The 18,344-nt window shown below is 36.5% G+C and carries 11 protein-coding genes and 1 pseudogene; 8 read left to right on the top strand and 4 right to left on the bottom strand.

The window, feature by feature from the left end; all coding sequences use genetic code 11:
* Positions 1-71: 71 nt before the first annotated feature.
* From F0460_RS13535 to galE (F0460_RS13525), 3 genes and pseudogenes are all read left to right on the top strand, one after another.
* Entirely contained in the window at positions 72-2,441 is a 2,370-nt protein-coding gene (locus F0460_RS13535) for a heavy metal translocating P-type ATPase (RefSeq protein WP_150014137.1), read from the top strand.
* Between the two features lie 319 nt (positions 2,442-2,760).
* On the top strand, positions 2,761-3,189 hold the full coding sequence (locus F0460_RS13530; protein ID WP_150014135.1) for an adenylyltransferase/cytidyltransferase family protein: 429 nt from the start codon (positions 2,761-2,763) through the stop codon (positions 3,187-3,189).
* Positions 3,190-3,222: 33 nt separating this feature from the next.
* A pseudogene (gene galE, locus F0460_RS13525) lies at positions 3,223-4,229 on the top strand (UDP-glucose 4-epimerase GalE).
* Positions 4,230-4,664: 435 nt separating this feature from the next.
* On the opposite strand, the gene F0460_RS16225 reads toward galE (F0460_RS13525), so the two are convergent.
* Positions 4,665-4,820, bottom strand: coding sequence for a hypothetical protein (locus tag F0460_RS16225; RefSeq protein WP_190304159.1), 156 nt, complete (start codon positions 4,818-4,820; stop codon positions 4,665-4,667).
* A 585-nt stretch (positions 4,821-5,405) separates the two neighbouring features.
* Between F0460_RS16225 and rfbB the strand changes: the two genes are divergently transcribed.
* From rfbB to rfbD, 4 genes are all read left to right on the top strand, one after another.
* Positions 5,406-6,479: a dTDP-glucose 4,6-dehydratase gene (gene rfbB, locus F0460_RS13520; protein ID WP_150014133.1), complete on the top strand. Its 1,074-nt coding sequence runs from the start codon at positions 5,406-5,408 to the stop codon at positions 6,477-6,479.
* Complete coding sequence (rfbC, locus tag F0460_RS13515; protein WP_150014131.1) at positions 6,480-7,034, top strand: dTDP-4-dehydrorhamnose 3,5-epimerase; 555 nt, start codon at positions 6,480-6,482, stop codon at positions 7,032-7,034.
* 122 nt (positions 7,035-7,156) lie between these two features.
* On the top strand, positions 7,157-7,561 hold the full coding sequence (locus F0460_RS13510; protein ID WP_150014129.1) for a four helix bundle protein: 405 nt from the start codon (positions 7,157-7,159) through the stop codon (positions 7,559-7,561).
* A 65-nt stretch (positions 7,562-7,626) separates the two neighbouring features.
* Positions 7,627-8,475 carry a dTDP-4-dehydrorhamnose reductase gene (rfbD, locus tag F0460_RS13505; RefSeq protein ID WP_150014127.1) on the top strand — a complete coding sequence of 283 codons (849 nt, stop codon included), beginning with the start codon at positions 7,627-7,629 and terminating at the stop codon, positions 8,473-8,475.
* Between the two features lie 1,057 nt (positions 8,476-9,532).
* Here rfbD and F0460_RS13500 read toward each other — a convergent pair.
* The 3 genes from F0460_RS13500 to F0460_RS13490 all read right to left on the bottom strand — a co-directional run bounded on the left by F0460_RS13500 (position 9,533) and on the right by F0460_RS13490 (position 15,967).
* Positions 9,533-9,952, bottom strand: a complete 420-nt coding sequence (locus F0460_RS13500) for a type II toxin-antitoxin system VapC family toxin (protein WP_150014125.1) — start codon at positions 9,950-9,952, stop codon at positions 9,533-9,535.
* 1 nt (position 9,953) lies between these two features.
* A complete protein-coding gene (locus F0460_RS13495) occupies positions 9,954-10,208 on the bottom strand; it encodes a DUF6364 family protein (protein ID WP_150014123.1) in 255 nt (84 codons plus the stop codon).
* 482 nt (positions 10,209-10,690) lie between these two features.
* Positions 10,691-15,967, bottom strand: a complete 5,277-nt coding sequence (locus F0460_RS13490) for a glycine-rich protein (protein ID WP_150014121.1) — start codon at positions 15,965-15,967, stop codon at positions 10,691-10,693.
* A gap of 544 nt (positions 15,968-16,511) precedes the next feature.
* On the opposite strand from F0460_RS13490, the gene galE (F0460_RS13485) reads away from it, so the two are divergent.
* Positions 16,512-17,534, top strand: coding sequence for a UDP-glucose 4-epimerase GalE (gene galE, locus F0460_RS13485; protein WP_150014119.1), 1,023 nt, complete (start codon positions 16,512-16,514; stop codon positions 17,532-17,534).
* The last annotated feature ends 810 nt before the right edge of the window (positions 17,535-18,344 follow it).

Here is an 18,344-nt window from a genome sequence, read left to right as displayed (position 1 = left end):
TATTATGACAATTATCATTTTATTTACCGCTCGTGCTTCGGAATTTTGTACAAGGTATAAAGCAAAAAGAAATGTTGAATTGTTATCATTGCGGAAATAATATTGTTAAAAATGAGGTGATTGTTTTTAACGATAAGGATTTCTGCTGCAAGGGCTGCCAAACGGTTTACGATTTATTTTCGGAAAACGGTTTAGGCACATATTACGATTTTGAAAAAAATCCGGGAGCCGCACCAAAAGATGTTGCTTCCAAATATAATTATCTGGATAATGCAGATATTGCAGACAAACTGCTCGATTTTAAAGAAGGATCTACGCAGATTGTCCGTTTGTACATTCCGCATATTCATTGCAGTTCATGTATATGGATTTTAGAAAATCTGAACACTTTAAACGCTGCCGTAACTCATTCGCAGGTTGTGTTTTCGCAAAAAAAAGTGAGCATTACCTACAACAGTGAAAATATTTCATTAAAAAATTTGGTGTTACTTTTGGCGTCAATCGGTTACGAACCTTACATTAGCTTGGAACAATACGATGCAAAACCAAAGTTAATCGATCGTAGTTTGCTGTATAAAATAGGTGTAGCGTTTTTTGGTTTTGGAAACATTATGTTGCTTTCATTTCCCGAATATTTTAATGTGGAAGATGTTTGGATGCACCAATACCGAGATTTTTTCAGATATTTCAACATACTTTTGGCATTGCCCGTTTTTCTTTATTCGGCAACACCCTACTATAAATCGGCGTATCACAGCATAAAAACCAAGGCGTATAATATTGATATTCCTATGGCGTTGGGAATAATCGTCATGTTTGTACGCAGTTTGGTCGATATCTTTTTTCAAGACGGAGCCGGATTTTTAGACAGTATGTGCGGATTGGTCTTTTTTATGCTTTCGGGAAAATTAATCCAGCAGACAACCTATAATTTTTTATCGTTTGAACGAGATTATAAATCGTATTTCCCAATTGCAGTAACAAAAATAAATCAGCAGAAAGAAGTTCCCATTCAGGTTTATGAGATCGAAAAAGGAAATCAATTATTGATCCGCAATGAAGAATTAATTCCTGTTGATGCCATTCTACTATCTGATACTGCTTTTATCGATTATAGTTTTGTGACGGGAGAGGCTGTTCCGGTTGAGAAAAAATCGGGTGATAAAATTTATGCAGGCGGAAAACAGGTAGGTAACGCCGTGACTGTTGAGGCCATAAATACGGTTTCGCAAAGTTACCTGACGCAGTTGTGGAGCAACGAGGTTTTTCAGAAAAAAGTTTCTCAAAAAATACAAACTATTACCGATAAAGCCAGCCATATTTTTACGCCGGCTTTGTTAACCATTGCTATTGTTGGATTTATTGCATGGAGTTTTACAAGTTTTAACGATGCTTTTAATATTTTAACTGCCGTTTTAATTGTTGCATGTCCGTGTGCATTGGCGTTAACCGCGCCTTATACTTGGGGAAATGTGATTAGATTAATGGGTAAACGAAAGTTTTATTTGAAGAATACCGCCGTAATTGAACAGCTTTCAAAGGTTGACACGGTTGTTTTTGATAAAACGGGTACGCTGACATCAAACACCAATCAGCAGATTAAATACGTGGGCGATCCGCTTTCAAAAGATGATTTAAAAGCTGTGAAAAATATCGTGCGTGGATCAAACCATCCGTTAAGCCGACGATTGTATCTGATTTTGCCCGAAACATCTATCGAAAAACCGATGCGTTATCAGGAAGTTGCCGGAAAAGGTATCCAAGGATCGTTTAAGAATCAAACTTTAAAAATTGGTTCGGCAAGTTGGGTAGGAGCGACCGATGCTTCAGAAATCAATCAAACCAAAGTTTATATCAGTATAAATAATAAAGTCAAAGGTTTTTATGTGTTCGAAAACGAATACCGCGATGGTATTAAGGAATTGTTTGATACTCTGAAAAACAGAAATTACAACTTATACGTGCTTTCGGGGGATAACAATGGCGAACAGCGTATGCTGGAACGATTGGTTCCTGAAAATACCCGATTGATTTTTAACCAAAAACCTGATGATAAATTGAATTTTATTAAAAATTTACAGCTTACAAACCATAATGTTTTAATGATTGGCGACGGCTTGAACGACGCCGGTGCGTTGGCTCAAAGTGATATTGGTATATCGATTTCTGAAAATGTAAACGTTTTTACACCAGCCAGCGACGCTATTATTGATGCATCGGTTTTTACTAAATTACCTTACTTTTTAAATTTTGCTAAAAATGCCATGAAAACCATTAAAATGAGTTATTGCTTGGCAATTACTTATAATATTGTGGGATTAAGCTTTGCATTATCAAACAATTTATCGCCCTTGGTCGCTGCGATTATTATGCCTGTAAGTACTGCAACAATTATAAGTTTTGTAACAATTATGAGTAATTATTTTGCTAGGAAAAGCTGATTTTTAGTAAATTATAGATTTTTTTGAAGCAACTTAACTGAAAGATTTCAAAAAAAATAATTACTAAATTTAAAAAAAAATGAATGAAAGTATTAATTTTTTTACTTTCTACTTAAAGTTTTAGTAACAATAAGATATCTTTATGAATTCAAATAAAAGTATGTTAATATAATCACCAGCTTATTGAGTAAATTAATCATAACCAAATCATTATTTTCTATCGCTAATTTTCGAAATCAAAAAAAAAACAGTAAATTTCCCACGATTTTAATAAAGATATTAGGACAGATGTGGGTCAATTAAGATAAACCAAAAAAGAATGAAGATAGGAATAACATTCAGTGCATTCGATTTATTGCACGCAGGACATATAAAAATGCTGGAAGATGCGAAGCGGCAGTGCGATTACCTTATTTGCGGTTTACAAACCGATCCTACGTTGGATCGTCCGGAAAAAAACCGTCCAGTTCAAAGCGTGGTAGAGCGTTACATACAGTTAAAGGGATGTGTGCACGTAGATGAAATAGTACCTTATGCCACAGAACAGGATTTGGAAGATATTTTACGTTCGTTCAAGATCGATGTGCGTATTTTAGGCGAAGAGTATAAAGACAAGAATTTTACAGGTAGAACTTATTGCGAAGAAAAAGGCATAGAATTATACTATAACCAGCGCGATCATCGTTTTTCAAGTTCAGGTCTGCGCAAAACAGTATCTGAAAAAGAAATAATAAAGCTTGCAAAATAATATCAGCAAATCTGCACATTAGCAATAAAAAGGATGAAAAATATGTTGGTAACCGGCGTTGGGATATATGTGGCTCACATACCGTAGTAGCATTGCAGCAAGCAGATTATAACGTATTCATTATTGATGATCTTTCCAATTCACAATTGTATGTTTGGGAAAAGATAACAGCAATAACTGGCATTAAGCCAGTTTATTATAATATTGACTTAAAAGATTTTAGTGCGGTAAGTATTTTTTTCAATCGCATGCAATAGATGGTGTTATTCATTTTCAGCTTATAAAGCGGTGGGCGAATCAGTAGCAAAACCATTGATGTATTACCACAATAATTTAATAGTACTAATAAATGTACTACAAGCAATGGAAGAAAATCAGGTTGATAATTTCTTTTTTTTCCTCTTGTTGCAAAGTATATGGTCAGGCAGAAAAAATGCCAATCAATGAGGCTACTCCTTTGAAAAAGCCTCAGTCACCTTACGGAAATACCAAAAAAATGGGAGAGGAAATCATTGAAGATTATGTTAACGCAACTGGTAAAAACGCTATTCTTTTAAGATATTTTAATCCAGTTGGATGCCCATAATTCTTCTGCAATTGGTGAAGTGCCAAATGGTATTCTCTATATTACACAGACAGCAATGGGCATTAGGGAACATTTAGGTGTTTTTGGTAACGATTACTAAACCCGTGACAGTACCGCAGTACGCGATTATATAAATGTAAACGATCTGGCAGATGCCCATGTAAAAGCGATGCAACGGCTTTTGGAAGAAAAGAACAAATCTAAGCTGGAATTCTTTAATTTAGGCTCAAGCAAAGGATCAACCGTTTTGGAAATTGTTAATTCTTTTGAAAAAGCAAATAATATAAAGATTAATTACGAAATAAAACCCCGTAGGGCTGGTGGTATAGTGGGAGCTTATGCCGATTATTCGTTGGCAAAAATAGAATTAGACTGGAATACTATAACTCCGTTGCAGATATCAATTCAAACGGCATGGAAATTCCAGCAGCAGTTGGGATCATCAGCAGATTAATACTTTTTAGAAATATAATTCAAATGAAATCCTGAATTTATTGGCAGTGAATAATCAGCAATATGATTCAGGGTTTCAATTATAAAACATCAAAATTATTTTCTGCATTATTAAATGTAATTAATCAAAACCTTGTCAACATATCAGTACCCTTTAACATATAACTTTTTAATAGATAAAACCACTAAACAGATCTTGTCCCGGCTACCGGATTAACCACAGATTCTATAATTTACACGAATTTATGTATTATTTCCACGTTTTAAAGATTCAATCAAACTTGTACTGAAATATGATAATTCACCAAAGATGGAATGTTTTCACGAATTTAATCTACTTACTCTGTCAGCCAACACCCAGCACCAAACACAAAAAAATATTTCCCCATTCTCCAAATTTCCCCGCCACTTTTTTCCAATTCCGACCTGTGCGTTTTTAATCAGTAATAGAAACAATATTCCATTCGCTTAAAATACAGTTAAATTTAATTCCTTTTTCAGCTATAGATAAAAGCCAATCTTTTATTTCTTCTTTGTTAAGTTTTAATTCGTGTGTTTTACCTGTAATCTGGTATTTTTTTTCGGTATTCATAAAATAATTTACAAAGCAACCATCTTCAGTATTGCAGAAAATCTATCTCCATTTCTACCATGATCACTGGTGAATATGAAATTAATAATTATCTCACTGGATGATGTTTGAACCTGGTGTTGTAAACGCTCAGAAACTTGATCTTGCAAATTGTTTTTATACGTTTCTGAAAATTCAGAGGCATTGGTGTTCGTATTAAAAAAGGGTAGTTTCATTTTTCTGCATAATTAAAATAATGACTATGTCAATAGCTAATTTTATTGTGCATAAGTGTATGTAAATATAATGTAAAAATTTAAGAAAAAACTGAAATGATGGTAATTTGAAACTAATTTATCACCATTTCCAAACATCCAATAACTAAACGATTCAACAATTTAACAACTCAACAGTTCAACAAGTTCATAATAACATTAAACATCCTGTCCCGACCATCGGGATTAAATCCTCCAACACTACAGTATACATCAATACATTATACAGTAAAAATCATCCAGCACCCCACACCTAACATCTAAAATTTTCACTATTCATCTTAATAAAAAAAATTTATCTTTGAACAAAATTAGCTAACCATAACATAATATGAAGCAGACTATCATTATTACCGGAGGTGCGGGATTTATCGGATCCCATGTGGTACGTGAATTCGCAACAAAATATCCAGACTATACCATCGTTAACCTAGATGCGTTAACCTACGCCGGAAATCTGGAAAACCTGAAAGATGTAGATCATTTACCAAACTATAAGTTCGAAAAGATAGATATTTGTGACGCACAGGCGGTATTGGAAGTGTTCAAAAAACACCAGCCAACAGGTGTAATACATTTAGCGGCAGAATCGCATGTAGATCGTTCCATTGCAGATCCTTCGGCATTTGTAATGACCAACGTTATCGGTACGGTAAACCTATTGAATGCTGCTCGAGAAATATGGAATGATGCTTCGACAGGCTCAGCAAAAGGTTACGAAGGTAAGCGTTTTCACCATGTATCAACCGATGAGGTTTTTGGTGCATTGGGTAGCGAGGGCTTTTTTACCGAAGATACCAAATACGATCCGCATTCGCCTTATTCGGCTTCAAAAGCAGCTTCAGATCATTTTGTACGTGCGTACCATGATACCTATGGCATGCCTATGGTGTTAACAAATTGTTCAAACAATTACGGTCCCAATCATTTTCCTGAAAAACTAATTCCGTTGTGTATCCACAACATCATCAATAACAAGCCACTGCCTATTTATGGTGATGGAAAATATACCCGTGACTGGTTGTTTGTAATCGATCATGCAAAAGCAATCGACTTGGTGTTCCACCAAGGAAAAAACGGAGATTGTTACAATGTAGGTGGTTTCAACGAATGGCAGAACATTGATCTGGTTAAAGAATTATGCCAACAGCTGGATACTAAATTAGGTCGCGAACCGGGAACATCGGCACAATTAATTACCTTTGTAAAAGACCGTCCGGGACATGATCTGCGTTATGCTATTGATGCTAATAAAATTAATAAAGAATTGGGCTGGTATCCAAGTGTAACCTTTGAACAAGGGTTGGCAAAAACAATCGACTGGTTTATGGACAATCAAGAATGGTTGAACAATGTAACATCGGGTGATTATCAAAAGTATTACGATACACAATATCAAGAGTAAATGAACGCTACAGAAACAAAATTAAAAGGCTGCTTTATATTGCAACCACGCAAGTTCGAAGACGAGCGTGGATACTTTTTTGAAAGCTTTAATGAAAAAATGTTTAACAATTTAACTAGGACAAACACTCATTTTGTTCAAGATAATCAAAGTTATTCCAAAAGAGGAGTAATACGCGGATTACATGCACAGGCAGGTTCGCACGCACAAGCAAAGTTGGTTCGTGTGTTAAGAGGCGAAGTAATCGATGTTGCTGTTGATGCTCGTCCCGATTCCCCAACCTTCGGTCAGCATGTGGCAGTACATTTGTCAGCAGAAAACAACAGACAGTTGTTTGTACCACGCGGATTTTTGCATGGTTTTTCGGTGTTGAGTGAAGAAGCCGTATTTTTCTATAAATGCGACAATTTCTATAATAAAGAATCAGAACAAGGGATCTTATATAATTCCCCCGAATTGAATATCGATTGGGGAATAGAAGCTGGAGCAGAGATCGTTTCAGAAAAAGATATCATCTTGCCAACGTTCAATGAATTGTTTAAGGTTGAATTGTAGAATTGTTTAATTGATTATTTGAAGAATTGTTTAATTGATTATTTAAAAAATTACTCATCAGTTGACCAAATCATTGGTTCACTGATTCATCAGTTCATAAATTCAACATAAAAGATAAGCTAATGGAAAAGTATCATATTTATGCATTTGAAAAGTTAGATGTTTATCAGCTTGCTTTATCATTAAGTATTGAAATTCGTACATTGGTTAAATCTTTCCCAAAGGAAGAACAGTTTGATTTGACAAGACAAATAAAGAGAGCAACAGATTCTATTAGTTCTAATTTAGCAGAAGGATCAGGCAGATCTTCGAATTTAGATCAAGCTCATTTTACAAATATGGCTTATGCATCAGGTCTTGAAGTAATTAATCATTTAAATTTGTTCTTTCAGTTAAATTATATAGCAGAAGATGAGTACGGTAAATTAAGATTGTCTATAGATGAGATTTTAAACAAGTTAAACGGTTTGTATAAATATCAGATTAATCGAAAAACGAATCTTAAAGATCAATCAAAAAATAAATAGTAAAGTAATCAGATCAACAGATTTATACATAATCAGTTCATCAGTTCAACATATCATCACACATCATGAAAATACTAATCACCGGCCGTCATGGTCAGTTAGGATCAGAATTACACGATTTAAAAGAAGCGTATCCAAAATACCAGATGGTTTTTGTTGACCGTGAGGAAATGGATTTAAGCAATCCGGATCAGATTATCGAAGTTTTAAATACCCAAAAACCTAACATTATTGTTAGTGCAGGTGCTTATACCGCAGTTGATAAAGCCGAAAGCGATCAGGAATTATGCGATGCCGTAAACCATATCGCCGTAAAAACAATAGGTGCGTGGGCGGCAGACAATAATGCCAATGTAATCCATATCTCAACCGATTATGTGTTCGATGGTACCAGTGAAACACCGTTAAAGGAAACTGATACTCCCGATCCTATTAACGTTTATGGCTTAACAAAATTACACGGCGAACAAGCTTTGCGTGCTTCAAGTGCTAATCATGTCATCATACGTACCGCTTGGGTTTATTCGGTTTACGGAGCCAACTTTGTAAAAACAATGATCCGTTTAATGAGCGAGCGTGAGGAAATAGGCGTAGTGGCAGACCAGATTGGTACGCCAACCTACGCACGCGATCTGGCAAAAGCAATCATGCAGATAATAGAAGCACCGGAGTTTTTACAGGGAGTTTATCATTACAGCAACGAAGGTAAAATCAGCTGGCACGAATTTGCAACCGCGGTAAAAGAAATCAAAGGTTTTAATACCAAAATAAATGCCATAGGCAGTAATGCATTCCCGACCCCTGCAAAACGCCCGAATTTCTCATTGTTAGATAAATCAAAAATAAAAGAAGTATACAAAGTATCTGTTCCGGATTGGAAAACCAGCCTGCAGGAAATGCTTGGTGAATTATAACTATATCAGAATGTCACCCTGAACTTGTTTCAGGGTCTCAAAAGATTGTTAAGCGTTTTCTATTGTATTCTTACGGTAATCGGTATAACTTTCACTCTGAACTTGATTCAGACGCAAGTTTCCGAACTGATGCATTAGCCTCCAATGTGATACTTTAAATCACTCAACCAAGATTAAAAGAATTCACAATAATGTACGTCTATTTTAAATTGTATAGAATAGGCCTATATCTAAATAACGCCTTAATCTTACTTTATCCGCTTCTTCAAATGACGACTTTGGAAGGATTAATCATATATGATCCTTAGCCTTTATATGCTTTAAGTACGGCATTCATGCGTTACTGATGCGACACTAATGCGGCATTGATAAGATACATTGTTAGATTGATATTGTTGTATATTGCATTAATGATGCACAAGAAAGATTAACCTATTAGTAGTGTATGTATAATTTTCTTGCTATGCAGAAGGGAAACTATTTTATCTTTCAGAAGGGATACCATTCATTTGAAATGGCAATTTAATCAAAAAAACTAAAATATTACTTTTACAAATGCTGTAGCGATTGATTATTTTTTGGTGTTTATTTTTAGTAAAAATAAAGTAAAAGTTATTTAATTTCTTCAAAAGCTAAAAATTTTAAAGAATTGCGTTGGTTTTGCAACTAGAATTCAAAAACTTGACCGAGTTATCGGTTGCGGTAGTTATTGAGAAAAGATCTGTTAGTTGTTTGTTTGTTAAAAAGTTATATGGTTTAAAGGGAAATAAAATGGTTGCATAGTGCCTAAGAAACGAGTGATAGGTAATAGATATATCCCTCTTTTCATGAAGGAGACTCTGAATCAAGTTCAGAGTGACAGTTTGTAGAGGTTTTTGATTAATTTTTTTTACCACAGAGGTCCAGATTTTGATGTTAGGATGATTTATGATAGTGCAAGTATTATTAATTCGTGTGATGCATTTTAATCTGTACTGGATACAGCAATTCATCACTTCACCAATTCAAAAAGAAAAACACCTATCACCAAACACCATTATCCCTCACCCAGCATTCATCAACTATTCTTAAAGCTTTGTAAAAAACCAATCGGATTCATAACAGGTATCAATGCATGTTTAAAATCTTTTTCATTTCTTGTTATAATAAGGTTACAACCAGAAGCGATAGCACTAAAAGATTGTATAGAATCTCCAAAATCTTTGAAGTTCGAATTTATTGCTTTATCAAGTACTTCATCATCTATAGTTGCAATGGTACATAAAACGTTAAATTTCCGTATTTTTTCAATGGCACTTTCATGATTTTCATATTTGGTTAAAAGATGATATGTATTCGCTATAGAAACCGCAGAAGTATATATTTTGATTTTTTTAAGATCCGCCAGCGTTAAAATTCTGGCAGCAGGTTCGTAAAAGCCGGCTCTCTCGCCGAGAAAATCGAGAATGATGTTTGTATCTAAAAAAACATTTTTCATTTTATCTGTATTTTCTATATAAATAATCAATGCAATCGTCCTTTAACCTATCCTTGTCTATTTCATTAGGCAATTGTTTGCCGGTAGCTATACTTTTAACAAATGGCGAAATTTCCAAATTATTAAGTTCATCATTAGTTAGTGCATCAAGATAATTCTCAATTAATCGCGATAAACTTAATTTTTTTGCCGCAGCATATTTTTTTGCACGCTCAATAACATTTTCATCTAGCTTTAATGTTAATTTAGAATCCATAATTTATAATTTTATACGTACAAATATAGTTTTTTTATACGTTTTTTTTCAAAATTTGTTTTTAAGTAGGCAGCTACATTTCATTATCTTTAAACAGTTAAACGCTTCTACATCCGAGGACGGAGTCCAAAGTCTGCGAATACATGGAGCAGGGTATGTGGGGCGAATCTAATTCAACCTTAAACGAACGTTGTCCCAAATTATCGATATTAACCACAGATTAAATGATTCCCACTAATTAACCCGTATAACCATTTACCTGTTTAACTAATATAACAGTAAAAAACACCCAGCACCCAACGTTAAACATTAAACTTTCAACTGGTGCAATACAGATTAGAAGGATTCCACACGAATTAATCTTCTAACACAATTTGACACCCCGCACCAAACAACCTGTCCCGATAGCTATAGGGATCTGTGAATACCACATAAAAAAAAGCCGTTCATTATGAACGGCTTTTTTGTTTTATTTAATTACATTATTTCTTAACGATTTTCACAAACTGTGAAGCTTTTGCTGTTTCTATTTTAACAAGATAAGTTCCTGCACTTAATCTGCTTAAATCAACTTTTACTTCGTTGCCTTGGTAATCGTTACCAAATACTCTTTGTCCTGTTATGGTGAATACTTCAACTTTCTTGATTTCTTCAATATAGCTGATGTTTAATTCAGAATCCACCGGGTTTGGATAGTATTTCAATTGGGTAAGATCTAACTCTGCATTGCTTAAATTTAACGTTACCGTTACTGCTGCAGGTATAGCACTTCCACAATTATTAGAACCTGTCAATATTCCATAATATGTTGTTTGATCTTGCAATGGTTGACTTGCTGGTAATTGGTTGACTTGCTTAACGGCATCACTAAAACTTGCAAACCAGCTTACATTTGGTTCGTTCATTTGTAAATCAGACACTTTCGCTGCAAATCCAAACAATTGATTCGACTGTCCTGTTGCATTCCCTGGTCGTGCATTTACATTAACAGATACATTTGTTCTTGGTGATATACATCCCGATACCTCATGTGCAATATAGTATGTACCCGATTTTACTACAAAAGTATCAGGTAAAGCTGTGGTTGTGGTGTTATTTACATACCAAACATAAGTTCCTGTACTTGGATGTAGATCTGCAATAGTATTGCCATCACATGTAGCTATAGAGGTCATTGAAGGTGTGCTTACATTTATTACCTGTACAGGTACTGCTATACGTACCGATTCGCACGTACCAATAACTTGTTGTACATAATATGTTCCTGTTGAAACCTGTGTTGTTCCTACTAAAGGTATCATAGATTGCATAGATGAGTACCACTGTAATGTTGCCGATGAATCTTTGGTTACAACCAAATCATTCAACGTACTGTTACCGCAGGCTACCTGTGAGGTTGCCGTTGGTGTTGGTACTGTAGCTGCTACTGTTACTTGGATTGCTTGTCTTGTTGATTCACATGTTCCTACTACAGAACTTACATAATAAGTTGTTGTAGCTAACAACTGGCTTGAAGGTAAAACAACCGTACTTGTTGCGCTGCTGTACCATCTTAACTGAGTAAAGTTAAAACCGTCAATTGTCATGTTTTGAACTCTGGTATTGCTACAAACATTTAACTGTGTGGTAGTCAATGGTATTCCTTGGTTTAATGTAACCTGCACCGCTGTTCTGGTAGCACTTTCGCATGTGCCTACTGTTTGCGATGCGTAATAGGTAGTTCCATTGGTTAATACCGTAGTTGCAGGTAATAAGGTACCGGCACTTGCTGCATTGTACCATTTAATACTGCTTCCTGTTATTACCATATTTGCCAAGGTTGCATTCTGACCTATACAGAAACTTTGGTTTACTGCAACCGGTGGGTGTACAAACGCAGGTTCGGTTATAGTGAAACTTTGGGTTACCGTACAGTTGTTAGCATCGGTTACCGTTAAAGTATAAGAACCTTTTGCTAAACTGCTAAGCGATGTCCCTGTTTGTCCGTTTGACCATGAATACGTATAAGGTGCTGTTCCGCCACTTACGGTTACACTCGCTGTACCATCTACTTGTCCGTAACATGATATGTTATTGCTGGTTAGAGCTGCAACTAATGCCGTAGGCTGGGTAATTGACACCGTTGCAGTTGCTTTACAGCCGTTGGCATCGGTAACGTCTACTGTGTAGTTTCCAACGTTTAAATTATTTGCTGTTGCAGTTGTCATTCCGTTAGACCAGAAATAGGTGTATGGTGCCGTACCGCCTGTTACACTTACTGTTGCTGTTCCGTTACTTGCAAAATTACAGGTAATATCGGTTTTAACCATGGTGCTTGCTAAAGCTGCAGGCTCTGTAATGGTAAAGCTTTGGGTAATGGTATTTCCTGTTGAATCGGTTACCGTTACCGTATAAGTACCTGCTGTTAAGTTTGCTACAGCTGAACTTGTTGCTCCATTACTCCATAAATAAGTATAAGGTGCGTTACCGCCCATGGCAACAATCGCTGCGGTACCGTTAGTGCCTGCATTACAACTTACGTTGGTTTGCGATACCGACTGAACCATTAAAGGAATTGGCTGCGTTATTATAAAATCTAACGAGCTTGTACAACCATTCGCGTCGGTTACAATTACGGTATAAGTACCTGCAATTAAATTGGATGCTGTTGCTGCCGTTGCTCCATTACTCCAAGAATAAGTATATGGTGCTGTTCCGCCTGTTGCCGATACAGTTGCTGATCCGTCATTACCACCATACCAGCTAACATTGGTTTGTGCGCTGTTTGTTGTTGTTAATACAGCCGGCTCTGTTATGGTAATGTTTTCTGTTGCTGTACATCCATTTACATCGGTAATCGTTACAGAATAAGATCCAGGAGTAAGGTTTGATAATGAGGTGCCTGTTGTAGCGCCTGTACTCCATAAATAAGTATATGGTAAGGTTCCTCCTGTTGGTGCAATGGTAATACTACCGTTGTTTGATCCGTTGCAACTTATTTGGGTAATTATCGAATTAGATAATATCTGTGCAGGTTCTGTTATTGTAACGGTTGCTGTTGCTGTACGACTTAATGCATCGGTTACTGTTACGGTATACGTACCTGCTGCCAATCCTGTTGCTACGGCACTTGTTCCTCCAGAAGGGCTCCATGAATATGTTAATGGCATAACCCCATCTTTTACCACAACCGATCCCATACCGTTGGCTTCGCCAAAACATAAATTATTGGTTTGGGTGGTTGTTAGTGTAGGTGCCGGTATATCTTCGTAATAAACATCGTCAATAGAAACAGACGAAGCAGTGGTTACACCATTATACGCTAACCTAAAACCAAAATAATCATTAGTCCCTGCCGGTAATTGCACTACGTATTCTTGATAAGCAACTTGATTAGGTGTAAATGTTGCTAAAACAGTTGCACCAGTAGTGGAAGTTGCACTTGACATAGAAAGCACTTCTAACTTATTCACATAGGTAGTGGCACTTGTTCCATAAGTTTTTACAGAAAAACGTATTTGCTTTGCACCATTTCCTAAATTATTGGTCTCTGGGGAAATCATCACTAATTCTTGCGCAGCATTTGTAGTAGAATTAGTTCTGTACATACGTATATAATTTGCTCCTGACTGTGGTGCACTGGATGCTAAATCGTATGTATAAAGGTAACCTGAAGTGACTACATCATCAATAAAACTCCAACATATAGGCAGGGAAGGCGTTGTAGTTGATCCTACAGCCGTAGTATCAAAATTTTCATAAAAACCATTACTTACGGCACACAAAGTAGTGAATTCTGCAAAGTTAGGATTCCATCTTCCTGTTGCTGTTCCACAAATACTTCTAATATATACGAAATATCTGGTTGACGGATTTAAACCTGTTACATTAGCTGTAGTGGTTGTTACACCGGTAACCGTTCCCGATGCTGCTAAGCCTGTTGCACCCGATCCTGGCGCACCGCTAGAGCGTACTTCATATTCATAACCGGTAACAGTTGTATCAACTGAAGTTGTCCATGAAAGAGTAGCAGTGGTTTGTGCAAATGTAGGAACTGCTAAATTGGTTGCGAAAAAGCAGGCTTCTCTATTTTCATAATAAATATCGTCTATTGAAACACTTGATGCAGTTGTTGTTCCATTATATGCTAATCTAAAACCAAAAAAATCATTTGTACCTGCCGGTAAAGGAACAATGTATTCCTGATACCCTACATGATTCGGTGTAAAAGTTGCTAAGACAGTGGCACCGGAAGTAGATGTGGTATTAGACATTGACAAGACTTCTAGTTTATTATCGTATGTACCGGCAGTTGTCCCGTATGTTTTTACATAAAACCGTAATTGTTTGGTTCCGTTACCTAAGTTGACTGTTTCAGGTGAAACAAGCACTAATTCCTGCGAAGCATTAGTGGTAGAATTTGTTCTATACAATCTAACGTAATTAGCTCCGGAATAAGGTGCGCTTGACGCTAAATCGTATGTATATAAATATCCAGTTGTAGCAACATTATCTATAAAACTCCAACACGTAGGGAGCGATGGAACAGCTGTTGTGCCAACAGCCGTTGTATCAAAATTCTCAGATATATTTCCAGTTGGGATCTGTGTAACGGTAACTACATTAGACGTGCTTGTACCGTTTCCGTTTGCACATGTTACCACAAAACGATAATCACTATCTGAAGTTTGATTGCTTACATTGTAAGAGGCGCTTGTTGCACCTGTAATATTGGTAAACGTATTAGCTCCTGCGTTAGAACGCTGCCATTGGTAAGTAATACCACCTGCCTTGGTTGCACCGGTAACAGACAAAGTGAACGGTTGACTGGCGCAATTTCGAGTGGTAGCTGATGCTATACCTGAGGTTGGCGTACCCGTACACGGTGCCAGTGATGTAATGATAACTCTACCATTTCCAACAATATCAAGATTAGGAACAAAGCCCGCTGTACCATACATTATAGTTACACCTGTAGTTATTCCTCCAATATATGAGGAACCGCCTCCGCCTCCGCCTTGCGATGATGAAGTATTACCAGTAGCGCCTCCGCCTCCGCCATAATAGCCTCCGCCTCCGCCTCCGCCTGCAGATTTTGTGCTTGCTGTACCTCCAGCTCCGCCTGTTCCCAAAGCACCTGCTGTTCCTGCTATATTACCGGTACTTCCATTTGCTGTTCCGCCTGCGGTTTGTGTACCTCCATTTCCGTTGTAAGTGTTACCTCCATTTCCGCCTGTAATTCCACCACCATGTCCACCCGGATAAGTAGCAAGATACACGCCGCCGCCGCCGCCGCCGGCAACAATTAATCTGTTAGCGTAAGTAGAATTCTGTGCTGTTCTAATGTCGGTTCCGCCCCCTCCACCGCCTGCACGATATTGAGTTGCTGTTGAATAATTGTTCTGACCAGAATCGCCTCCGCCATTCCATCCCCCTAAATGAATATCGCCAACCGCACTACCCGCAGCATCGGCTCCTTTGCCTCCAACATAAATATAATATGTAGTAGGTGAAGTTACCGTTAGAATTCCTTTAGAATATCCACCTTTACCTTCATTAATTATCTGAGAGGTGTGAAAACCTTTACCTCCGTCAGCTCCCCACATTTCAATTTCATAAGAACCTGCCGGTAGTGTTACGGTTTGTACAGCTCCTGTGTAACTAAAGGTTTGCGCATTTAAATTTAAAAAAGGCAGGTAGGCGAAAAGTAATAAAAGAATTATAGATCGGCAGCCTAACCATCTTACTTTAATACTTGCTGATTGTGTAGTTTTTTTCATAATAATTATATTGTTAGTTTAAGATAAATTTAAAAAAAAATTAATAAAAAAATGTTTTTTTTTGTTTAGTTTTTATTTCTTTTTGAAAAATATTTAATAAAATTAATGGTAGAAGTATTAAAATTCCTAATTATTAAGACGCCCGCAAATGCAGATCAGCGAATAGGTAAATCTTCATATCAACAACTAAAAAGAACTTGTCTCTATAGCCTCGCGATCATTTATTCAACACCCGAGGACGGAGTCCAAAGTCTGCGAATACATGGAGCAGAGTATGTGGGGAGCGAAGCTAATTCAACTTTAAATGAACGTTGTCCCAAATTATCGATATTAACCACAGATTAAATGATTCCCACTAATTAACCCGTATAACCATTTACCTGTTTAACTAATATAACAGTAAAAAACACCAAACATCCGGCACCACACACCTGGCACCTGACATCCGGCAGTTTTTGCAGCATACAATCTTTTAATTCCAAAAAAAGTAGTAAATTTCACCGCAGTTTCAAGAGCAATAAAAAGAACACAAGCAAATAAAGCAATGAAAAATATATTGGTAACAGGCGGTCTTGGTTATATTGGATCCCATACAGTGGTAGCGTTACAACAAGCAGGTTTTAGTGTATATATAATCGACGATCTTTCGAATTCACAATTGGAAGTTTGGGAAAAAATAACAGCTATAACAAAAATCCAGCCTGTGTATTACAACATCGATCTGAAAGATCTTAATGCAGTTAGTGTCTTTTTCCAATCCCATAAAATAGATGGAATCATCCATTTTGCTGCGTACAAAGCGGTGGGCGAATCAGTAGAAAAACCATTAATGTATTACCGTAATAATTTAATGGGGTTGATGAATGTGCTGGAAGCGATGGAAGAAAATAAGGTAGATAATTTTATATTTTCCTCTTCATGTACCGTGTATGGTCAGGCAGATGCTATGCCTATCAACGAATCTACTCCATTAAAGCGTCCGGAATCTCCGTATGGCAATACAAAGAAAATGGGCGAGGAAATCATTGAAGATTTTGTAAACGCTACGGGTAAAAATGCCATTGCGTTACGATATTTTAATCCGGTCGGTGCGCATAATTCGGCTACAATTGGGGAAGTTCCAAACGGAATACCAAACAACCTTATTCCATATGTTACACAAACTGCTATGGGAATCAGAGAGAGTTTGGGTGTGTTTGGTAATGATTACGAAACCAGAGACGGTACAGCAGTACGCGATTATATCGATGTGAACGATTTGGCAGATGCGCACGTAAAGGCAATGCAGCGTTTATTGGAAGGGAAGAACAAATCTAATCTGGAGTTTTTTAACCTAGGTTCAGGTAACGGTTCAACAGTATTGGAAATTGTAACGGCTTTTGAAGAGGCAAACAATTTAAAGATCAATTACGAAATAAAACCACGTAGGGCAGGGGATATCGTACAGGCTTATGCCGATTATTCCTTTGCAAAAAACGAATTAGGCTGGCAACCAACCACACCCTTACAAGCATCTATGCAGACTGCTTGGAAATTTCAACAACAGTTAGGAGAGGTAAAGGAATAATATATCTTTGAAATTTTACAACTAAATCAAACCCTGACTAAGCATGCGAATAATCCTATGCGTAGTCAGGGTTTTAATTTTATAACAAATAAAGTGCAACTATTATAAATAAACCAGTCAATTAAATCTGAAAATCTAAATAACCAGCTGTCATACCGAGCATTTGTTGTCACCTCGAGCATTTGAGATTAAGAGGAGAAGTGTAAGCTTCGCTGTTTTTCGAGATGTCATCATAAACTAAAGTCGTGTATCTTTCCAATCAAAACCACTGAATGTACCACATTCAGCGTCCGTGTAATTTTATACATCCTACTAATAAAAAAATTTAATAAATTCTTTATAATCTGTGAATCTGTGGTAAGAAAATAGGGAGTTGTTTCGTCACCTTATCACCATTCCATCTCTTTTTTTTCATTTCTCTTTTTCCCAAGTTAAACATCATAACTTCTCCTAATTGCTATCGGGATCACCGAATAAGCACATATGCAAATTCGCATATAGCAGATAAGCGAATAGGAGAATCAGCAAATTTTAAAAAAATAAGCATACAAAATTAAGTGTTAATGAGACATCAGAAACTGAATCAGCTTTTATAGGAGTTTCGAATTTTCTAAAATCATAATAGCAATTTAACCTTCCAAATTATGAGTTATAGTTTTAATAACTATATTTGGCAAAAATAAAAACTTATGTGTGGAATTGTAGGTTATATTGGACCAAGAGAAGCTTATCCTATCATTATTAAAGGATTAAAGCGTTTAGAATACAGAGGATACGACAGTGCCGGAGTTGCATTATACGACGGTGAAA

This window comes from Paenimyroides baculatum (genome assembly GCF_008629655.1).
GTDB classification, from domain to species: domain Bacteria; phylum Bacteroidota; class Bacteroidia; order Flavobacteriales; family Flavobacteriaceae; genus Flavobacterium; species Flavobacterium baculatum.
The sequence above is the reverse complement of the archived record's forward strand: the minus strand, read 5'-3'. Positions and strand labels throughout refer to the sequence as shown.